Source organism: Nocardioides lacusdianchii, assembly GCF_020102855.1.
Lineage (GTDB): Bacteria > Actinomycetota > Actinomycetes > Propionibacteriales > Nocardioidaceae > Nocardioides > Nocardioides lacusdianchii.
The window spans coordinates 17,201-34,386 of sequence record NZ_JADHZD010000015.1; the positions used below are offsets into that span (position 1 = coordinate 17,201).

A 17,186-nucleotide genomic window follows, 5' to 3' on the forward strand; every position below is an offset into this window, starting at 1 on the left:
GAAGGACGCCCCCACACCGCCAGGACTCCTTTCACCTGGCCGGCACTCCTGCCCCCGCGGCCCACCCCGACCCATCCACCTCGGACCAGAAGGACCACGTGAGCGCCACCCACGCCCTCTACCGCTTCCACTCCGCCGACGGCACCCTGCTGTACGTCGGCATCACCGCCGACCCCGGCACCCGGTGGCGTGCCCACTCCCACGACAAGCCCTGGTGGCACGAAGTCGCCAACGTCACCGTCGAGCAGCACCCCGACCGCCAAGCCGTCCTCGAAGCCGAACGCGCAGCGATCATCGCCGAGCAGCCCCGCTACAACGTCGTCCACAACCGCGGCCAGCTGCCTCTGCCCACCCCGGCCGAGCAGACCTTCTACAGCGTCTGGTCCGAGCAGGCCCGCGAGATGCCCGACGACTGTCACGACGTCTGCGTCGCCGCCGGCATCGAGGCCATCTACTTCCCCCACTTCTGGGCCCACGGCACCGCGCACTACCTCTGCGAGCACGGCCACGCCTGGACCTGCGGTTGGGGCAACGACCACGTCGGCGCCGCCCCACAGCACCGCGGCACCCCACACCTGCGACTCACCGGAGCCGCCCTGTGACCGCCTACGACCTCGAGCCGCCCTTCGACCCAGAGACCGACCGACCACCGGTCCTCGACCCCGACATCCCACCCAACTCCCGCGGCGCCGAACAGGCCCTCCTCGGCACCCTCATGGTCAACCCCGACATGGCCCCCCTCGCCGCGACTCTCATCGACCGCGACGACATCTACCGACCAGAGCACATCGCGATCTGGGACTCCATCCACGCCGTCACTGCCACCGGCGCACTTCCCGAACCCGCACTCGTCCTCGACCACCTCACCCGCGTCAAGGAGCTCAACAAGGTCGGCGGCGCCCCCTACCTCTTCGAGCTCGTCCAGGCCGGGCGCTTCGGCCAGCTCGACGAGTACGCCCGCATCGTCCGCGACACCTCCCGCCTCCGCTCCGCCCAGGAAGCGACGAGCAAGGTCCGCTCCGCCATCCAGTCAGCCCGACCAGAGAACGTCACGGACGCCATCGAGGCCGCCGTGACCGTCATGGACCAGGAGCTCGTCCGGTTCGGCGCATCCACCAACCAGCGGATCCGCCACCACGTCGAGACCATCGACGAGCTGCTCCACGGAGAGGACGACGACACCTACGACTGGGTCATCCCCGGCCTCCTCGAGCGACAGGAACGCGTCATCATCACCGCCGAGGAAGGCGCCGGGAAGTCCACCCTCCTGCGCCAGATCGCCGTCCAGGCAGCCGCCGGCATCCACCCCTTCACCCTCGAGGCCATCACCCCCATCACCGTCCTGCACATCGACGTCGAGAACACCCGCCGACAGTCCCGCCGCCGCTACCGGCCCCTCCGCTTCCAGGCCGGCCACCAGCTCGAGTCCGACCGCCTCCGCATCGAGCTCCGCACCGCCGGCCTCGACCTCACCACCGAAACCGACCGCGACTGGCTCCTCGACACCTGCCGATACGTCCAGCCGGACCTCCTCCTCATCGGGCCCATCTACAAGCTCGCCAACGGCGACCCCACCGAGGAGAAGTCCGCCAAGCCCGTCGCCATGGCCCTCGACCTCGTCCGTGACCAGATCGACTGCGCCATCGTCCTCGAGGCCCACGCCGCCAAGGCCACCGGCAACGGCAACGCTCGCAAGCGCCCCCACGAGCCCTACGGCTGGTCCGGGTGGATGCGCTGGCCCGAGGTCGGCCTCTGGCTCGACCGCGACGGCACCCTCTCCCCCTGGCGCGGCGCCCGCGAAGAACGCTCCTGGCCCTTCACCCTCCAGCGCGGCGGCATCTGGCCCTGGGCCGCCGTGCTCTCCGACGTCGACAAGAACTGGAACACCATCCGACGCGCCCGTCTCGACCACGGCGAGTACCTCTCCATCCGCGAGCTCGTCAAGCAGACCGGCATCACCAAGGCCCAGATCGAACGCGCCATCGGCCCCGCCATGCCCTACAAGAACCAGTGGCTCTCCCTCAACGGCACCCCCTCCCAGCGCTCCATCGAGGACGAGCTGTGACGACGCGCCGAACCCACCTCGCAGCTGTCTTGCTCGCGACCCACCCCAACAAGACAGCACGTCTGTCTTGCGCTGTCCGCAAACCCCACAAGACAGCCCTGACCTGCACAAACACCACCACCACCCGCTGTCTTGCCCACTCCCCCGAAAGACAGCCCGATTTCACACAAAACCGCAGGTCAGACGCTGTCCGGACCTGTCTCTCCCTACGGGAGAGGGGGTTCCTCCGGACACCCACCCCCTCACCCGGTCGGAGGACGCACCGCCGGCACCCCCTCGAACACCACCACCCCGATCTCCCAGGAGCCACCACATGAGCATGACCTTCACGCTGACCTGCGGCTGCGGCGCCGAGGTCGAGACCAAGGGCGACACGTTCGCCGAGGTGAAGGCTGCAGCCGAAGCGCTCGGCTGGAGCACAGAAGAGCCGACCTGCCCGGATCACGCGACGCCCGACGGGCACCCCGAGCGGGTTGATCCCATGGACGGCGAGATCGATGGCTGACCCCATGGATGACACGTCGAACGACCGTCGGTGCACCGCGACGTCGAAGCAGTCCGGTGAGCGGTGCAAGCGGGCCGCGTCTCCGGACAGCGCGGTCTGCGCGATGCACGGCTCGAAGTCGCCGCAGTCGCGCGACGCCCGCGAGCGTCGACGGGCCGAACGCCAGGCCCTGGTCGCTGCGGAGGCGTTCGGGCTGCCTCGTGAGGTGGACCCGCACTCCGCGCTGCTCGAGGAGCTGCACCGGTGCGCCGGCGCGGTGCAGTGGCTGGGCGCGATCGTGGCGGACCTGGACAAGGACGAGGTCGTGTGGGGTCGCGTGAAGGAGACCCACGGGACGCAGCTCGAGAAGGGCGCGGAGAACGGCACGACGTACGCCGCGCAGACCAACGCGTTCGTCCGGCTGTGGCAGGAGGAGCGGGACCGGCTGGCGAAGGTCGCGAAGACGTGCGTCGACGTCGGGATCGAGGAGCGCCGTGTGCGGCTGGCGGAGTCCGCTGGCCAGCAGCTGGCGGCGGTGATCCGGTCGGTGCTGGACCAGCTGCTGCTGACGGACGAGCAGCGGTCGTTGGCGCTGCAGGTCGTGCCGAACGAGCTGCGGCGTCTCGCCGGCGATGTCGTGCCCGGTCAGGTCGTCGGCGGAGGTGCGGCATGACGCGGCCGCTGTTCATCGAGGGCATGCAGGTGTTCGTCTCGCCGGCCCTGCCGACGGTGCCGTCGCACCGTGAGGTCGCGCGCCGCACAGTGCGGCACGGCTACGCCGAGGTGCTGGCGTGGCTCGGCGAGGACGTCGGCCCGGGGCCTGGCGAGGCGACGCACATGGTCGTCGGCGTGGATCCGGCCGGCGGCGCCGGCTGGGTGCCGTCGTGGACGGTGTTCGTGTCGCAGTGGGCGTACGACGCGCTCCGAGCGCGCGCCGACGCTGAGGCCGGCCCGTCGGTGGTGCACGGTATCGACCGGGTCACCGGTGACCACCTCTGCGGCCAGGTCGCCGGCGTCGGGACGGATGCCCTCGAGCCGGGCATGGAGATCTCCTGCCCGCTGTGCCGGCTCGTGATCGAGCGGTGGGTGGTGCTGCCGTGACCGGCTACTTCCCGGACCCGGGACCGATGTCCGTTGGGCCCGCTCGGGCGTACATGCACGAGCACGAGTGGACCGAGGCCGGCGCGTACCTGAACCCGAATGGCACCTGGTCGGCGCTCTTCACCTGCTCCCTGTGCCCCGACGTCGGGCTCGGCGGTCACGTCGGCCCGATCCCGCCCGGCTACTGCCCGTGCGGCTGGGTGCAACGCGTGCCCGGCCGGAAGCGCTGCGAGGACTGCAAGCGCCCGCTCGACCAGACCACCACCCACCTCGACACCCAGGAGACCCGATGACCACCACATCCACCACCGCCTACCTGGATGCCAGGCGCGGGAACGAGAGGACAACCGAAGATGCCTGAGACCGAGAGCACGCAGCACGCTGGCCTTGACGCCCCCACGACGGCGGTCGTCAACGCGCTCTACCCCAACGAGACGCTGGACGAGATCCCGCCCACCCCCTGCGACATCCGAGTCCAGACCGCGCGCCAAGCCATCGGCGCGTATCTCGCAGCGATGACCCCCCAGCCCCCCGCCGCACCCGAGACCGAGACCGACGCGAACGGGCTGACCGACGCCGAGCGCGACCGCCTCCATGACGCGGTGTTCGCCGAGGGGTACGAGCCCGCGTGGAACCCGGTCCTCGCGGAGGTCGAGCGCATCGTGGCCGAGCGTGTGCGGGTCGTCGAGGCCGAGCGGGATGCGGCACAGCGGATCGCAAGTGCCCTCCGCTCGATTCTCAGTGGCGGTGGGGCGCGATGAGCAGCGAGTGCCGCTACCCGTGTAGCTGCGACCGGTTCCCCGAGGAGCACTGCTCCTGCATGGACGGCCACACCCCCGCCCCCGAGCCGTCCGAGGTGGCTGAGACCACGGCAGGCGAGCGGTGCCCCGGATGCGGGAGCGTCGTCAGCGAACGATTCCAGACCTGCCGCCCGGTCTCCGTGGACGTCACTCAGGTCGGCTACCGCTACCTCGCTGGGACGTGGGGCTACTGCCTGCACCTAGGCCGCGATATCAAGACCACCGAGACGCCCCTGCTCGACCGGGTGCGGCGGGAGGAGGGGGAGCGGATCGCGCAGGCCATCGAGGACGGCTGCGACCTGCCCGCGACCCCCTGCCGCATGTGCCGAGACGCCGCGCTGCTCGCCCGCGCTGCCTCCGCTGGCCGAGGGGAGGGGCTGTGACCCCTGACCCCGAGCTGCTCGACCGGATCCGCGAGCAGGTGCCCGCATGAGCCGCCCGTGGAGGGGCCTCGCCGCGGTCGCCGCCGACGCCGACACCGCAACAGAAGCCCTCATCGAGTTCAACACCCCCGAGTGGGAAGCGCTCAAGCAGTGGTGCGAGTTCCACGCCATCGACCCACACGCCGTGCTCGCCGGCACCCGGATCAGCCGCGACGAGTGCGGCCGCTGCATCCGCTACGTCGGTCTCGTCCTCGACGACCAGGGCCGCAAGCAGTACGACGGCGACCCCGAACTCGGCCGGATCCGCACCGCGCCGATGGTCGAGCAGGGCGAAGCACCGCCGCTGCCGTTCCCTGACTCCATCGCCGCGCTCCTCCGACCATCCCGACCGAGCACCCCGGAGACCACGTGACCGACGAACGCTCCTGCCCACACGACCAGTCGCAGCCCGTAGAGGTCCGCTCCCGCGAGACCGGCGCCACCGAGGTTGTCGCCCGGATCTGCACCGCCTGCCTCACGCAGCTCCCCGCCGCGTGGGGCTGCACCGCCTGCGAGTGGACCGAAGAACCCCGCCGGCTCTGCGACCCCGCCCCGACCCTGATCCTCGCCCGACCATGCCAGGAGCACGCGTGACCGACCACCGCCCGCCCGCCTGCCACTACGACCGCCACCTCGGCGAGCGCGTCACAGGCGAGCACCGCGACGACTGCCCCAACCCCACCGGCCACCGCGGCTGCGTCCCCTGCACCGCACCCCACTGTGTCGTCTGCGGCCGCAACCACGCCACCAACGACCAGCCCCTCACCTGCCCCACCTGCCAGCACGCCGTCGACCAGGACCTGAAGGACATCACCACGGCGTACGACGAGCTCGCCGCCGAGGCGACCGACGGTGGTGGTGACGGCCGCCTCGTCGCCGCCGCACCGATCCCCGGCGGGACTGCCCAGGTCCTCCGCGGCCCCACCGTCCTCGTCGCCGCCATGCGCACGTACGCCGGCTACACCGACGAGAACTACCTCGAGGACCACCACGCCTCCGACCCACTCCCCCCGCTCGCCGTCCTCGCCCACTGGGAGGACCAGTACCGCACCTGGCTCGGCCACACCCCCGCCGCCATCGCGACCGTCGGCTCCTGCGTGGACTACCTCCGCACCCAGCTGCCCCACCTCGCCCAGCAGCCCGACGGCCCCGACTGGCCGGCCTTCACCCGCGAGGTCCGCGACCTGAGGGCGCGCCTCGAGCGCGCGCTGCACGACGAACGCGAACCCGAGCGCGGCGTCGAGTGCTTCGAGTGCGGCGACACGCTGCAGCGCCGGTGGCGTCGACCAGCACGGTGCACCCACTCCACGCCCGCGCGCCGCGAGCTGCGCCGGTGGGCCCGCCTCGGCTACCCCGAGGCACTGACCGTCGCGGACGTCCGGGCGGCGTACGTGCCGTGCGGGAAGTGCGACCAGGGCGGCATCGAGGACCCGTCGGCCGGGCAGTCGTGGGAGTGCCCGGGTTGCCGGAAGGCGTACGACCCGGGCGAGTACGCCACCGCCGTACGCCGCGACCTGCTCACGAAGGGCGCGAACGGTGACGGGTGGACCCACGTCTCGATGGCCGCCACCGCGGCATCGGAGATCACCGACGGCCTGGTGCTGGCCGGCACCGTGCGCAAGTGGATGGACCGCAACAAGGTCGCGTCGTGCTGCGTGTGGGAGCCGGGCAAGACGTGGGGCATGCGGCTGGTGTTCTGGCCGGACGTCGCCGACGCCGCGCTCGACCTCAACCGTCGGGTGGCGGCCGCGCGGCTCGAGCAGCAGCGGCGAGCGCGGGAGCACGAGGCGTGGTCGGACGCGGTATCCGCCGGCGAGGACCCGAAGGCGGCCGGCGTACGGCTCGGTCTCGCGCCGGCGCGGGTGCGGTCGTTCATCGAGGAGCACGACCGGCTGGGCGCATGAGCGTCCTGTCGGTGGATGTCGGCGAGCCCGGGCATGATGTCGCCATGACGAGCGACGGGGAGCCGCATACCGACCGGCACCAGCTGGACACAGTAAAGATCCTGTTGATCGCCGTCGTGGGCGTGCTCCTCACGATCGCTATCGCGTACGCCACCTGGTGGCACTCCGACCTCAGCGTCAGCGAGTTCCCGTCATGGCTCGAAGCCTGGGCGACCGTGGCCGCTGTCGGCGCTGCGATCGTCGGTGGCTTCTACGCCGCTCGCGCGTTCAGCCTCGAACGGCAGCGCGACTGGCGGCGCGACGAGGACAACCGCATCGCGCAGGCGTCCCTAGTGGCTGCGTGGTGACCCTCTCGCGAGAAAGTTGACGGCGGGGCTCGTTCTGGTGTCTCATGTCCTCAAGAACCCCCTACCCAAATCCCGGTAGCAGGGGTTCTTCGCACGTCCGGAGGTGCGCACGATGACCACCACCTCTGACCCGCTCAACGTGTGGGAGCACGCCGCCCGGGCGTTCGAGCTCCGCGCCCCCGACCCCGTCCGCGACAAGGCCGACGAGGACTCCTGGCGCACACCCGGCACCCTCGCGAAGCGCCTCAACCCCGCGACCGTCCAGACCCCGGCCCTCGACTGCGTCGACGCCGCCCTCGAGCGCGTGCGGAACACCCCCGACGGCCGGCTCATCATCACGATGCCCCCACAGGAAGGGAAGTCCACCCGGGTCGCCAAGGACTTCGTGCTCCACGACCTCAAGCAACGACCGTGGACCCGCATCGTCGGCGCCTCCTACGGCCAGGGCCTCGCGAACCGCAACGGCCGCTCCATCCGCAACACGATCAAGTCCAACCCCGAACTCGGCATGACGCTCGCGGTCGACAACGGCTCCGCGTCCGAGTGGCAGCTCGACGGCCGCGACGGCGGCCTCGTCAGCGTGGGCATCGGCGCCGGCCTCACCGGCCGCCCCGCGGACCTGATGGTCATCGACGACCCGATCAAGGACCGCAAGGAAGCCGACTCCGAGGTCTACCGCCAGGCGGTGTGGGATTGGTGGACCGACGTCGCGTCCACCCGACTCGCGCCCGGTGCGCCGGTCGTGGTGATCCTCACCAGGTGGCATGAGGACGACTTCGCAGGCCGGCTCCTCGCCGCCGAAGACGGGCACCTGTGGGAGGTCCTCAACATCCCCGCCCAGGCCGACCACGACCCGGAGAAGGGCGAGACAGACCCCCTAGGCCGGGCGCCGGGCGAGTTCCTCGAGTCCGCGCGCGGGCGTACGCCGGCGCAGTGGGAGGCGATCCGCACCCGCGTCGGGACCAGGACGTGGAACGCGCTCTACCAGGGCCGCCCCTCCTCGGCCGAGGGCAGCATGTTCAAGCGGGACTGGTGGCAGCGGTACGACCAGCTGCCGTGGGTGCAGCGCGAGGACGGCGCCCGGGTGATCGTGGGGCACTTCGACGAGCTCCTCATCAGCTGGGACATGACGTTCAAGAAGACCGAGGGCACCGACTACGTCGCCGGGCACGTGTGGATGCGCCGCGGCGCCGACGCGTTCCTGCTCGACCGGATGCACGGACGGATGGACTTCGTCGACACCCTCGCCGCGTTCAAGGCGTTGGCCGCGCGGTGGCCGCAGGCGGTGCTGAAGCTCGTTGAGGACAAGGCCAACGGGCCCGCGGTGATCTCGATGCTCGCCCGGACCGTGCCGGGCATCGTGCCGGTGGAGCCGGACGGCGGGAAGGAAGCCCGCGCTGCCGCGGTGTCGCCGCTCGTCGAGGCCCGCAACGTGTGGCTCCCCGACAGTGAGCTGGCGCCGTGGGCCGACGACGTGATCGAAGAGGCGGCCGGGTTCCCGACTGCCGCGCATGACGACGACGTCGACGCGATGTCGCAGGCGCTGAACCGGCTGATCCTGCAGCCCCTCCTCGAGGGCGGGATCGTGACCGCGGAGGACCTCGACGAGGAGCTCGCGGACTTCGGCTCCTACGTCCCCTGACCTGCTAAAGATCCGCCGATCTCACCGAGATGGCCGGAAGTTGAGCAACCCGAGAGGCGGTGACACCCCGTGCCCGACACCACCGCCCCCGCAGTCGAGAACCTCCAGGAACAGCTCCGCGCCGAGCAGGAGAGCAACCTCCTCGCCCAGGAAGCGATCGCCGACCTCACCATGCAGCTCGAGGACCGCGGCTGGCGCGCGCTGTCCCACGGCGTCGCCGACGAGTTCACCGCCGACGGCCGCCGCCGAGTCGCCGCAGCGTGCCGCACCATGGCCGTGTCCAACCCCCTCGTGAAGCGCGGCCTCCAGCTCCGCATCGGCTACATCTGGGGCCAGGGCCTCGAGGTCGCCGCCCAGGTCCGCGACGACGAGGCCCTGCAAGCCCAGGTCAACGACCTCCTCGCCGACTTCGAGACCGACAACGACCGCTCCCTCACCGGCTCCCAGGCCCAAGAAGAGCTCGAGCGGGCCCTCGGCACCGACGGCAACGTGTTCCTCGCCTGCTTCACCAGCCCCCTCGTCGGGCGCGTGCAGGTCCGGTCCACCCCGACCGACGAGATCGTCGACATCATCACCAACCCCGACGACCGCGACGACCCGTGGTTCTACGTCCGCGAGTACGTCGAGACCACCCTCGAGGCCGGGTACGGCACCGGCACCACCCGTGCCCGCCGGCAGACCCGGAAGGTCGTGCACCCCGCGCTCGGCTACCGGCCCGCGACCCGCATCAAGTCGCTGAACGGCCACGAGGTCCGCTGGGACGCCCCGATCCTGCACGTGTCGGTCAACCGCCTCGACGGCTGGCAGTACGGCGTCCCCGACGCCTACGTCGCGATCGCCTACGCCCGCATGTACCGCGACTTCCTCGTCGACTGGGCCGGCCTCACGAAGGCGCTGTCGAAGATCGCGTACAAGATGACCGGCGACACCCGCTCCCGCGCCGCCCGCGCCGCATCGTCTGCCCGCGCAGCCGCGGCCGCGTCGCCCGACGGGCTTGCCGGTGCCGGGCAGGCCGCTGTCCTCGGCCCCGGGCAGGGGCTGGAGGCGGTGTCGAAGTCCGGCGCGACCATCGACTCTCAGTCCGGGAAGCCACTCGCTGCGATGGTCGCCGCGGGCATGGGCGTCCCGGTCACGATGCTGCTCGCCGACCCCGGCGTGTCCGGTGCCCGCGCGACCGCGGAGACCCTCGACCGGCCCACCATTCTCGAGATGGGGATGCGCAGGCTGCTGTGGCAGGCGGCGTTCGAGCGGATCGTGCGGCACGTCATCACCGCCGCCGTCGAGGCCCCCCGCGGCCGCCTCACCGGGACCACCCTCGTCGACGACTGGGGCCTGAAGCACACGATCCTCGGCGGCGGCGTCGAGCCCACGCTGGACTTCACCTGGCCGCCGCTGGCCGACCTGGACCCGGTGAAGCTCGTCGAGGCGATCGTGAACGCCGACGGGACCGGGAAGGTCCCGCCGCTGACCACGGTCCGGCTGCTCCTCAACGCCCTCGGGGTGAAGGACGTCGACGAGGTGATGAAGAAGGTCACCGACGAGGACGGCGCCTTCATCGACCCCGAGGCCACCGCCGGCGACGCCGCGGCGCAGCGGTTCCGCCGCGGTCAGGACCCCACGGGAGCCCTGTGATGGGGCGCCGTACCCTCCGCGTCACCACCGAGCTCATCGGCGTCGAGGTCGGGCACTGGTGCAACCGCTGCCTCACGTCCGCCGGGATCCGCGTGCGCTACGCCGTGACGGTTGGGCCTTCGCTGTGCTTCCACACCGCGACCGCCTGCCAGGACTGCGAGCACGACGACGTCGAACTCGTCGACGCGCCCACCACGATCTGGCAGTCCTGACGTGCCGATCACCGACCGCACCCTGCGCCTCGAGCAGGACCTCCGCGACGCCCTCCAGGCCATCACCGACGCCCAGACCCGCGACCTGGTCCGCGCCTGGGCCATCGCGTGGGACGAGATCGCACCCGACCTCACCGCCGCGCTCCTCGAGCAGCTCGTCGCCGGCGAGCAGATCTCCCGCGCGCAGCTGCTCCGCTCCACCCGCCTCCGTGCGGCCCTCGCGGTCGTAGCCGACCAACTGCAGGACCTCGCCGCGGCGTCACAGGTCCGGATCGTGGGCGACCTGCAGGCCGTGGTCGACACTGCCGGCGCCGCGCAGGCGTCTGTCATCGACTCCCAGCTGCCGGTGAACTTCATGTCCCCCGACGACCTCGCCACCTGGTCACGCGTCGACGCCGACCAGATCACCGCGATCGTCGCCCGTGCCACCGAGCAGATCACCTCGCTCCACAAGCCTCTCGCGCCGGCCGCGTACGACGTCGTGCGCCGTGAGCTCATCCGTGGTGTCGCCGCAGGGTCCAACCCCCGCGAGACCGCGCGCCGCATGGTCCGCCGCGCCGAGCGGGTCGGGTTCAACGGCGGCCTCACCCGGGCGCTGGTCATCAGCCGCACCGAGACCCTCGACGCCCACCGCGAGGCCGCCCGGGTCGGCCGAATGGCGCACGCCGACGTGCTCGACGGCTGGACCTGGCTGGCCAGACTCGACGCGCGCACCTGCCCGTCGTGCTGGGCGCAGCACGGGACCGTCCGCCCGGTCGACGAGCAGGGCCCGAACGACCACCAGCAGGGCCGCTGCACCGCGGTCCCGACTACGAAGAGCTGGGCCGACCTCGGGATCGACATCGAGGAGCCTCCGTCGCTGCTGCCCGACGCGGCGACCCGGTTCGCAGCCCTGTCCCCCGCGGCTCAGCGTGAGGTCCTCGGCCCCGCCCGGCACGCGGCGTGGGCGCGCGGGGAGTTCCCGATGGACGCCTGGTCGGTGCGGCGTACGACGGACGGGTGGCGCGACTCCTACGGGGTGGCGCCGGCACCGCCGAGCGGCGGCCGGTCGTCGCGCACCGCAGCCTGACCCGGCTCGAACCGCACAGCCCCGCAGCGCGCGCACGACGACACCGTCGACGCACCGCGCGCCACGACCACCTGATCGAGGTCCCAGACGTGCCCGGCGCAGTCGGCGTCGTCGTCCATTCCCACCGACAGAACGCTACCCGTGACCGGGAGGTCTGACCATGCCCCAGCCGCTGCACGAGTCCGTGAGGTCTCTCGCCGAGGCGACCACGAACCCGAGTGCTGAGTCCGGCCTCCTCGAGGTCGAGTTCATCACTCCCGGGTGGGGGTCGTCGGGCTACTACTCCCGCGCCGTCGTGGAGGCTGCCGCGCCGCTGTTCGCGGTCGGCACCCACATGTACTTCGATCACCCCTCGGCCGCGGAGAACGCGGACCGGCCCGAGCGGTCCGTGCGGGACCTCGCCGCCGTCATCGAGGAGGCCGGGACGGTGAACCCGGCCACCGGCGGGATCCTCGGGAAGGTCCGCCCGCTTCAGGCGTACAAGGAGCTCCTGACCGACGAGGCGTTCGCCAAGAACGTTGGCCTCTCGATCCGGGGGTCGGCGACCGACATCACGGTCGGTGAGGCCGAGGGCCGCAAGGGTCCGATCATCGAGGGCCTGGCCGACCTGTCGTCCGTCGACTTCGTGACCAGGGCCGGTCGAGGCGGGCGGGTGCTGTCGGTGCTCGAGTCCGCCGGCGTCGTCGAGGCCACCCACAACGACACCCGCGAGCAGCTGCAGAACGCGCTGGGCCTGACGTACGGCGGCGAAGACCGCTGGACCTACGTCCGCGACTTCGACGAGACGACCGTCTGGTTCCAGGTCAGCGCCGACGGCGTCGAGCGCATGTACGGCCAGACGTACGCCGCGGCCGACGGCGCGGTCACCCTCACTGGCGAGCGGACCGAGGTCCGCACCGTCACCACCTACGTCCCGGTCGCCCGGCCGGGAAGCACCACCACCGAGGAGTCCGAGGAGGACACCATGCCCAACATCGAGGAGAGCGAGCTCACTCGCCTTCGCGAGGACGCCGGCCGGGTGACCGCGCTCGAGGAGCGCGCAACCACCGCCGAGCAGCGTGCCATCACGGCCGAGCGGGAGCGCGACCAGCTGCGCGCCCGCGAGTCCGCGATCACGCACGCTCGGTCCCGCGTCACCACCGCCAACGCGGCCCTGCCGACCTCCACGGTCGACCGGATCGTCGAGGCCGCGACCCGCACCGTCCCGCTGACCGAGGCCGGCCAGCTCGACACCACTGCCCTCGACACCGCCGTCGACGCCGCCCGGACCACCGAGGAGACCTACCTCGCCGGGCTCGCCGAGGCGGCAGGCGCCGGCCGTGTGTCCGGATTCGGTGGCATCGCCACCGAGCCGGCCGCGATCAGCGAGTCCGACATCGACTCCGCCGTGGGCTCCGCCTTCGGCCGCCAGGTCAAGGAGGCCTGACCCATGCGCAACGAGCACTTCTACCCCAACGACCCGGCCGACAAGCTGTCGCTCCCGGTCGCCGCCGACACCGCCTCCGGCGCGCCGGTCATGGTCGGGGCCCTCCCCGGCGTCACCGCGACCGCCGAGGGCGAGGGCGGCAACGCCGACGGCTACGCCTCGGTGTGGCTCGCCGGCGTCTACCGCCTCCCGATCACCACCACGACCGCCATCACCGTCGGTGGCGCCGTCTACATCACCTCGGGTGGCTCCCTCACCCCGGTCGCGTCCGGCAACACCCTCTTCGGCCACGTGGTCGAGGCCAAGGGCACCACCGCCGGCGAGATCGTCCCCGTCAAGCTCGCCAAGGTCTGAGGAGGACCACGATGACCAGCACGCTCATCAACGTCGCGGAGACCTTCGGGCTCACCGAGGACCAGACCCTCGCGGGGGTCTCGCCCATCACGCGACGCCAGTACACCCCGCGCCGCCGTGGCGCGATCGTCGAGGCCGCCACCCTGTGGCAGCGCGTCTTCGAGGGCGACATCCGTGCCGCCGTCCAGGTCCGCGAGGCGCTGTCCACCTCCGACCTGTTCGTCTCCGCCACCGGCGACGTCCTGGACCGGGAGCTGCTCCAGCAGTACACCAACATCCAGGCGGAGTGGGCCGGGTTCGCGACCCGGACCCTGGTGCGGAACTTCAAGCCGAAGAAGATGGTCGACATCCTCGGCGGCCGCACCGCTCTCGACCGCGTCCCCGAGCTCACTGCCTACCCGGGCGCCGAGTCCGACACCCGCGAGTTCGAGATCCAGGTGGCGAAGTTCGGCCGCCAGTTCGGGTTCTCGTGGGAGGCCATGGTCAACGACGACCTGGACGAGCTCATGCAGATCCCCAACCGGTTCGCCGAGGCGGCCTCCATCACGGAGACCAACGCCGCGCTCGAGCAGATCGCCGACCTGACCACGGGCGCCCCCAACACGGGGTTCTTCAAGGACTACTCGGCGGTTTCCGGCTACGGGAACCTCAACACCGCCCCGGTCGCCGGGGTGCTGAACGAGGCCAACCTGCAGACGGCCATCGAGGCCGTGCGTCAGCGCAAGGACGCCGAGGGCAACATCGTCCCGGCGCCCCGCCTGAAGCTCGTGGTGGGTCCCGCGCAGGAGTTCACCGCCCGCCGGATCCTCAACGCGACCGAGCTGCGCGTCACCAGCGGCAGCCGCACGTCCGTGGAGCCCAACCCGCTCCGCGGCACGGTCGACCTCGAGGTCGTCAACCGGCTCCCCGGCCTGGCGTGGTTCGTCCTCCCGACGCCCAACCAGGGCCGCCCGGCCATCGCGGTCGCGTTCCTGCGCGGCTTCGAGACCCCGGACATCCGGCAGAAGGCCAACGCCGGCCAGGCCCGCCAGCCCGACGAGGGCGACTTCGACGACGACTCCGTGCGCTACCGCGTGCGGCACGTCACCGGCGCCGCCCAGGTGGACCCCATCCACACCTACGCGGGCACCGGCTCCGCCTGATCCGTTCTCGGATCGCCTCCAGGTGGGGCGAGGGGCTTCGCGCTCCTCGCCCCGCCTGGCACCACCACCGTGACGTGAGGAGCCCGTGATGGCGACCAGCAGCACCCCCGAAGGCCAGGTCCGGCTCCTCATCAACGACACCGCCACCACCGACCCGGTCTTCACCGACGACGAGATCACCACCTTCCTCGCCCTCGAGGACGGCAACGTGAAGCGGGCCGCCGCGCAGGCCCTCGACACCATCGCCGACGACGAGGCCCTGACCTCGAAGGCGATCCGCACTCAGGACCTCGCGACCGACGGCGCGAAGGTCGCCGACTCGCTCCGCAAGCGCGCCGCCTCCCTGCGCTCGCAGGCCGACAAGGCCGACGACGACGCGGACGACGGGTTCTTCGCGATCGTCCCCATGAACGTTGGCCACCGCGGCCCCGAGCTCACCCGCCACGAGCCGGGCTACTGGCCGTGAGGCGCCACCACACCGGCTCCGGCCGACGCCAGGTGATCCCGGCCGACTGGGAGGCCCCGCACCGCGTCGTCGCCGCCGGCACCCACCGCGGCCGCGTGTCCCTCCGGGTCCCCGGCACCGTGCAGGTCTTCTCCGACGACGAGCAGGCCATGGTGACGACCCCGGTCCCGCCGTACGCCACCGAGGTGCCCGCCCGCGTCCTCGAGCTCAACGGCGAGGCGAACACCATCCGCACCGGCGAGGACACCGAGATCGTCGTCGACTTCCTCGTCGCGATTGCCGCCGACCACGACGGCGTCACCGCCGGCCACCTGGTGCACGTCACCGCGGCGACCGACCAGCTGCTCGTCGGCACGACCCTGCGGGTCCAGCACGTCGGCCGCGGCACCGAGCGCTTCGAGCGCCACCTGTTCTGCACCCACATCGACTGAGGAGGCCGCGATGGGCATCGAGTTCGACGCCTCCACCGTCGTTGCCTACAGCACCCGCCTGTCCGCCGCCGGGGGCCGCGTCGGCGCCAAGGGGTCCGCGGTGTTCCGCAAGACGATCTTCGACATCGAGGCTGACGCGAAGATGCTCATCGAGGCGTACGACGCCGTCGACACCGGCGACATGATGAACTCCACGACGTCGACCATCTCCGGCGACGGCCGCACCGGTGAGATCACCGGCGAGGTGGGCCCGACCGTCGACTACGGCCTGTACGTCCACGAGGGCACCTCCGTGATGCCCGGCCGCCCGTTCCTGGCCGACGCGTTCGACCGGCGTGTGACGCCGTTCGAGGCCGCGCTGGCCACGATCGCCGAGACCGAGGCCTGACCCGGTGGCCGCCGTCGTGTCCCGCCGCACTGTCGCGAACGCTGTCGCCACCCGCCTCGTCGGGGTCACCCAGGCGACCGGCTACTACGGCCAGATCGGGCGGCCGCTGCCCGGGCAGACGCTGGTCAGCGCCGGTGGCACGATCCCCGACGACCCGCCCGCCAAGGACCCCACGAACGGCGACATGCGGGTCCGGGCCTACTTCGTGCTCTACCCCGGCGCCGGCGGTCCCGGCCCTGACGCCGACCTGGCCGACGAGAACGTCGACCTCACCATCAGCCTCCCCGTGACCGCCGTCGCCGGCGACGTCGAGGACCTCCTCGCGCTCATCGACCGCATCACCGGCCGGGTCCTGCGCTGGACGCCGACGATCCCCGGCCTGGCGTGCGGGCGGATCCGGTTCCCCGTCGGCTACGAGCCCGGACCGCTGCTCGTCGACGACCAGATGAAGCCCGAGCGGCTCTACGTCCGCCTGCCGTTCCAGATCACCGCCACCACCTGAGGAGTCCCCGATGGGCCAGTTCGTGAACGTCTACTCCAGGGCCACCGGCCTCAAGCACCGGGTGCCGGCGCACTGGATGGACCACCCCACCCTCGGCAAGCCGTTCCGCAAGACCCCGAAGCAGACCGCTGCCGAGACCCGCGCCCTGGGTTCGGCCACCCCCGCCACCGACGTCGTCACCCCCGACGCGTCGGCCAACACCGAGTCCGCGGCCGCCGCGGGACAGGAGTAACCCCATGCCCAAGAGCCTGGCCGACGGCCACCTCAAGTTCACGATCCTCACCGAGAAGCCGGCCAACCCGAGCGCCGTCACCGCGACGATCCTCAACGCCGGCGTCGACGCGTCGTGTGCGGTCCTCGCCTCCGACTTCACCTTCTCCCCCGCCGACTCCGACAAGGTCAACGAGAAGGCGCTGTGCACCACCAACAACGCCAACGCGATCGGCGCCGACAACTTCCAGGCCGGCGCCACCTTCTTCCGCTACTTCGACGAGGTCACCGGCGCCGCCGACCTCCTCGAGGACGAGGCCTACCAGGCCGTGAAGGAGAAGGGCACGACCGTGTGGGGCTTCCTCCGCGAGTCCGGGAAGCTCTCGACGGCCGACTGGGCCGACGGCGACGAGTACCTGTGGATGGAGCTCCTCACCGACCGTCCGCAGCGGCCCTCGAACGCGGGCGGCTACATCAAGCGCCGCGTGCCGATGGAGCCGCAGTCCGGCGACGACGGCGTGGTCGCCGCCGGCGCCTGACCGGTCGCATCCCCTGAGCGGGGTGGTGGGTGGACGTCGAGGGCCACCCA

At 71.6% G+C, this 17,186-nt stretch carries 24 protein-coding genes; all 24 read left to right on the forward strand.

All coding sequences use genetic code 11. The features are described from left to right. The first annotated feature begins 98 nt into the window (after positions 1-98). The 24 genes from IRX98_RS17940 (at position 99) to IRX98_RS18055 (ending at position 17,136) form a co-directional block, all read left to right on the forward strand. Positions 99-602 carry a GIY-YIG nuclease family protein gene (locus IRX98_RS17940; protein WP_224279095.1) on the forward strand — a complete coding sequence of 168 codons (504 nt, stop codon included), beginning with the start codon at positions 99-101 and terminating at the stop codon, positions 600-602. Next, on the forward strand, positions 599-2,065 hold the full coding sequence (locus tag IRX98_RS17945; RefSeq protein ID WP_224279097.1) for an AAA family ATPase: 1,467 nt from the start codon (positions 599-601) through the stop codon (positions 2,063-2,065). Before IRX98_RS17940 ends, IRX98_RS17945 begins: the two co-directional genes overlap by 4 nt. A gap of 313 nt (positions 2,066-2,378) precedes the next feature. Beyond that, the gene (locus tag IRX98_RS17950) at positions 2,379-2,570 is read left to right on the forward strand and encodes a hypothetical protein (protein WP_224279099.1); all 192 of its coding nucleotides are present in this window, start codon (positions 2,379-2,381) and stop codon (positions 2,568-2,570) included. A gap of 4 nt (positions 2,571-2,574) precedes the next feature. Next, the gene (locus IRX98_RS17955; RefSeq protein ID WP_224279101.1) at positions 2,575-3,222 is read left to right on the forward strand and encodes a hypothetical protein; all 648 of its coding nucleotides are present in this window, start codon (positions 2,575-2,577) and stop codon (positions 3,220-3,222) included. Then, a complete protein-coding gene (locus IRX98_RS17960) occupies positions 3,219-3,650 on the forward strand; it encodes a hypothetical protein (RefSeq protein ID WP_224279103.1) in 432 nt (143 codons plus the stop codon). The genes IRX98_RS17955 and IRX98_RS17960 overlap by 4 nt, the downstream gene beginning before the upstream one ends. Before the next feature lie 26 nt (positions 3,651-3,676). Then, on the forward strand, positions 3,677-3,943 hold the full coding sequence (locus IRX98_RS17965) for a hypothetical protein (RefSeq protein ID WP_224279105.1): 267 nt from the start codon (positions 3,677-3,679) through the stop codon (positions 3,941-3,943). A 60-nt stretch (positions 3,944-4,003) separates the two neighbouring features. Next, entirely contained in the window at positions 4,004-4,411 is a 408-nt protein-coding gene (locus IRX98_RS17970) for a hypothetical protein (protein WP_224279107.1), read from the forward strand. A 59-nt stretch (positions 4,412-4,470) separates the two neighbouring features. Beyond that, positions 4,471-4,833: a hypothetical protein gene (locus IRX98_RS17975; protein ID WP_224279109.1), complete on the forward strand. Its 363-nt coding sequence runs from the start codon at positions 4,471-4,473 to the stop codon at positions 4,831-4,833. 46 nt (positions 4,834-4,879) lie between these two features. Beyond that, the gene (locus IRX98_RS17980) at positions 4,880-5,245 is read left to right on the forward strand and encodes a hypothetical protein (RefSeq protein WP_224279111.1); all 366 of its coding nucleotides are present in this window, start codon (positions 4,880-4,882) and stop codon (positions 5,243-5,245) included. A 217-nt stretch (positions 5,246-5,462) separates the two neighbouring features. Next, positions 5,463-6,776, forward strand: coding sequence for a hypothetical protein (locus IRX98_RS17985; RefSeq protein WP_224279113.1), 1,314 nt, complete (start codon positions 5,463-5,465; stop codon positions 6,774-6,776). Then, positions 6,773-7,123 (forward strand): hypothetical protein, encoded by a 351-nt coding sequence (locus IRX98_RS17990; protein WP_224279115.1) that lies wholly within the window; start codon positions 6,773-6,775, stop codon positions 7,121-7,123. The genes IRX98_RS17985 and IRX98_RS17990 overlap by 4 nt, the downstream gene beginning before the upstream one ends. A gap of 112 nt (positions 7,124-7,235) precedes the next feature. After that, positions 7,236-8,765, forward strand: coding sequence for a phage terminase large subunit (terL, locus tag IRX98_RS17995; RefSeq protein ID WP_224279117.1), 1,530 nt, complete (start codon positions 7,236-7,238; stop codon positions 8,763-8,765). Positions 8,766-8,834: 69 nt separating this feature from the next. After that, complete coding sequence (locus IRX98_RS18000; RefSeq protein WP_224279118.1) at positions 8,835-10,397, forward strand: hypothetical protein; 1,563 nt, start codon at positions 8,835-8,837, stop codon at positions 10,395-10,397. Further along, positions 10,397-10,609, forward strand: a complete 213-nt coding sequence (locus IRX98_RS18005) for a hypothetical protein (protein WP_224279120.1) — start codon at positions 10,397-10,399, stop codon at positions 10,607-10,609. The genes IRX98_RS18000 and IRX98_RS18005 overlap by 1 nt, the downstream gene beginning before the upstream one ends. Before the next feature lies 1 nt (position 10,610). Further along, positions 10,611-11,678, forward strand: coding sequence for a phage minor head protein (locus IRX98_RS18010; protein ID WP_224279122.1), 1,068 nt, complete (start codon positions 10,611-10,613; stop codon positions 11,676-11,678). Positions 11,679-11,838: 160 nt separating this feature from the next. Then, a complete protein-coding gene (locus IRX98_RS18015) occupies positions 11,839-13,104 on the forward strand; it encodes a hypothetical protein (protein ID WP_224279124.1) in 1,266 nt (421 codons plus the stop codon). A gap of 3 nt (positions 13,105-13,107) precedes the next feature. Then, positions 13,108-13,458, forward strand: a complete 351-nt coding sequence (locus tag IRX98_RS18020) for a DUF2190 family protein (protein WP_224279126.1) — start codon at positions 13,108-13,110, stop codon at positions 13,456-13,458. 11 nt (positions 13,459-13,469) lie between these two features. Further along, positions 13,470-14,600 carry a phage major capsid protein gene (locus IRX98_RS18025; RefSeq protein ID WP_224279128.1) on the forward strand — a complete coding sequence of 377 codons (1,131 nt, stop codon included), beginning with the start codon at positions 13,470-13,472 and terminating at the stop codon, positions 14,598-14,600. Between the two features lie 88 nt (positions 14,601-14,688). After that, on the forward strand, positions 14,689-15,066 hold the full coding sequence (locus IRX98_RS18030; protein ID WP_224279130.1) for a hypothetical protein: 378 nt from the start codon (positions 14,689-14,691) through the stop codon (positions 15,064-15,066). After that, entirely contained in the window at positions 15,063-15,497 is a 435-nt protein-coding gene (locus tag IRX98_RS18035; protein WP_224279132.1) for a DUF6093 family protein, read from the forward strand. The genes IRX98_RS18030 and IRX98_RS18035 overlap by 4 nt, the downstream gene beginning before the upstream one ends. A gap of 10 nt (positions 15,498-15,507) precedes the next feature. Beyond that, positions 15,508-15,885: a hypothetical protein gene (locus IRX98_RS18040; protein ID WP_224279134.1), complete on the forward strand. Its 378-nt coding sequence runs from the start codon at positions 15,508-15,510 to the stop codon at positions 15,883-15,885. Between the two features lie 4 nt (positions 15,886-15,889). Further along, the gene (locus IRX98_RS18045; RefSeq protein WP_224279136.1) at positions 15,890-16,387 is read left to right on the forward strand and encodes a hypothetical protein; all 498 of its coding nucleotides are present in this window, start codon (positions 15,890-15,892) and stop codon (positions 16,385-16,387) included. 10 nt (positions 16,388-16,397) lie between these two features. Beyond that, positions 16,398-16,619 (forward strand): hypothetical protein, encoded by a 222-nt coding sequence (locus IRX98_RS18050; RefSeq protein WP_224279138.1) that lies wholly within the window; start codon positions 16,398-16,400, stop codon positions 16,617-16,619. Between the two features lie 4 nt (positions 16,620-16,623). Beyond that, a complete protein-coding gene (locus tag IRX98_RS18055) occupies positions 16,624-17,136 on the forward strand; it encodes a phage tail tube protein (protein WP_224279140.1) in 513 nt (170 codons plus the stop codon). Positions 17,137-17,186 lie beyond the last annotated feature (50 nt).

Coding starts and splice junctions, on each gene's coding strand:
- IRX98_RS17950 (WP_224279099.1), top strand. CDS start 2,379: ATGAGCATGACCTTCACGCTGACCTGCGGCTGCGGCGCCGAGGTCGAG.
- IRX98_RS17955 (WP_224279101.1), top strand. CDS start 2,575: ATGGATGACACGTCGAACGACCGTCGGTGCACCGCGACGTCGAAGCAG.
- IRX98_RS17960 (WP_224279103.1), top strand. CDS start 3,219: ATGACGCGGCCGCTGTTCATCGAGGGCATGCAGGTGTTCGTCTCGCCG.
- IRX98_RS17965 (WP_224279105.1), top strand. CDS start 3,677: ATGTCCGTTGGGCCCGCTCGGGCGTACATGCACGAGCACGAGTGGACC.
- IRX98_RS17970 (WP_224279107.1), top strand. CDS start 4,004: ATGCCTGAGACCGAGAGCACGCAGCACGCTGGCCTTGACGCCCCCACG.
- IRX98_RS17975 (WP_224279109.1), top strand. CDS start 4,471: ATGGACGGCCACACCCCCGCCCCCGAGCCGTCCGAGGTGGCTGAGACC.
- IRX98_RS17980 (WP_224279111.1), top strand. CDS start 4,880: ATGAGCCGCCCGTGGAGGGGCCTCGCCGCGGTCGCCGCCGACGCCGAC.
- IRX98_RS17990 (WP_224279115.1), top strand. CDS start 6,773: ATGAGCGTCCTGTCGGTGGATGTCGGCGAGCCCGGGCATGATGTCGCC.
- terL (WP_224279117.1), top strand. CDS start 7,236: ATGACCACCACCTCTGACCCGCTCAACGTGTGGGAGCACGCCGCCCGG.
- IRX98_RS18005 (WP_224279120.1), top strand. CDS start 10,397: ATGGGGCGCCGTACCCTCCGCGTCACCACCGAGCTCATCGGCGTCGAG.
- IRX98_RS18015 (WP_224279124.1), top strand. CDS start 11,839: ATGCCCCAGCCGCTGCACGAGTCCGTGAGGTCTCTCGCCGAGGCGACC.
- IRX98_RS18020 (WP_224279126.1), top strand. CDS start 13,108: ATGCGCAACGAGCACTTCTACCCCAACGACCCGGCCGACAAGCTGTCG.
- IRX98_RS18025 (WP_224279128.1), top strand. CDS start 13,470: ATGACCAGCACGCTCATCAACGTCGCGGAGACCTTCGGGCTCACCGAG.
- IRX98_RS18030 (WP_224279130.1), top strand. CDS start 14,689: ATGGCGACCAGCAGCACCCCCGAAGGCCAGGTCCGGCTCCTCATCAAC.
- IRX98_RS18040 (WP_224279134.1), top strand. CDS start 15,508: ATGGGCATCGAGTTCGACGCCTCCACCGTCGTTGCCTACAGCACCCGC.
- IRX98_RS18050 (WP_224279138.1), top strand. CDS start 16,398: ATGGGCCAGTTCGTGAACGTCTACTCCAGGGCCACCGGCCTCAAGCAC.
- IRX98_RS18055 (WP_224279140.1), top strand. CDS start 16,624: ATGCCCAAGAGCCTGGCCGACGGCCACCTCAAGTTCACGATCCTCACC.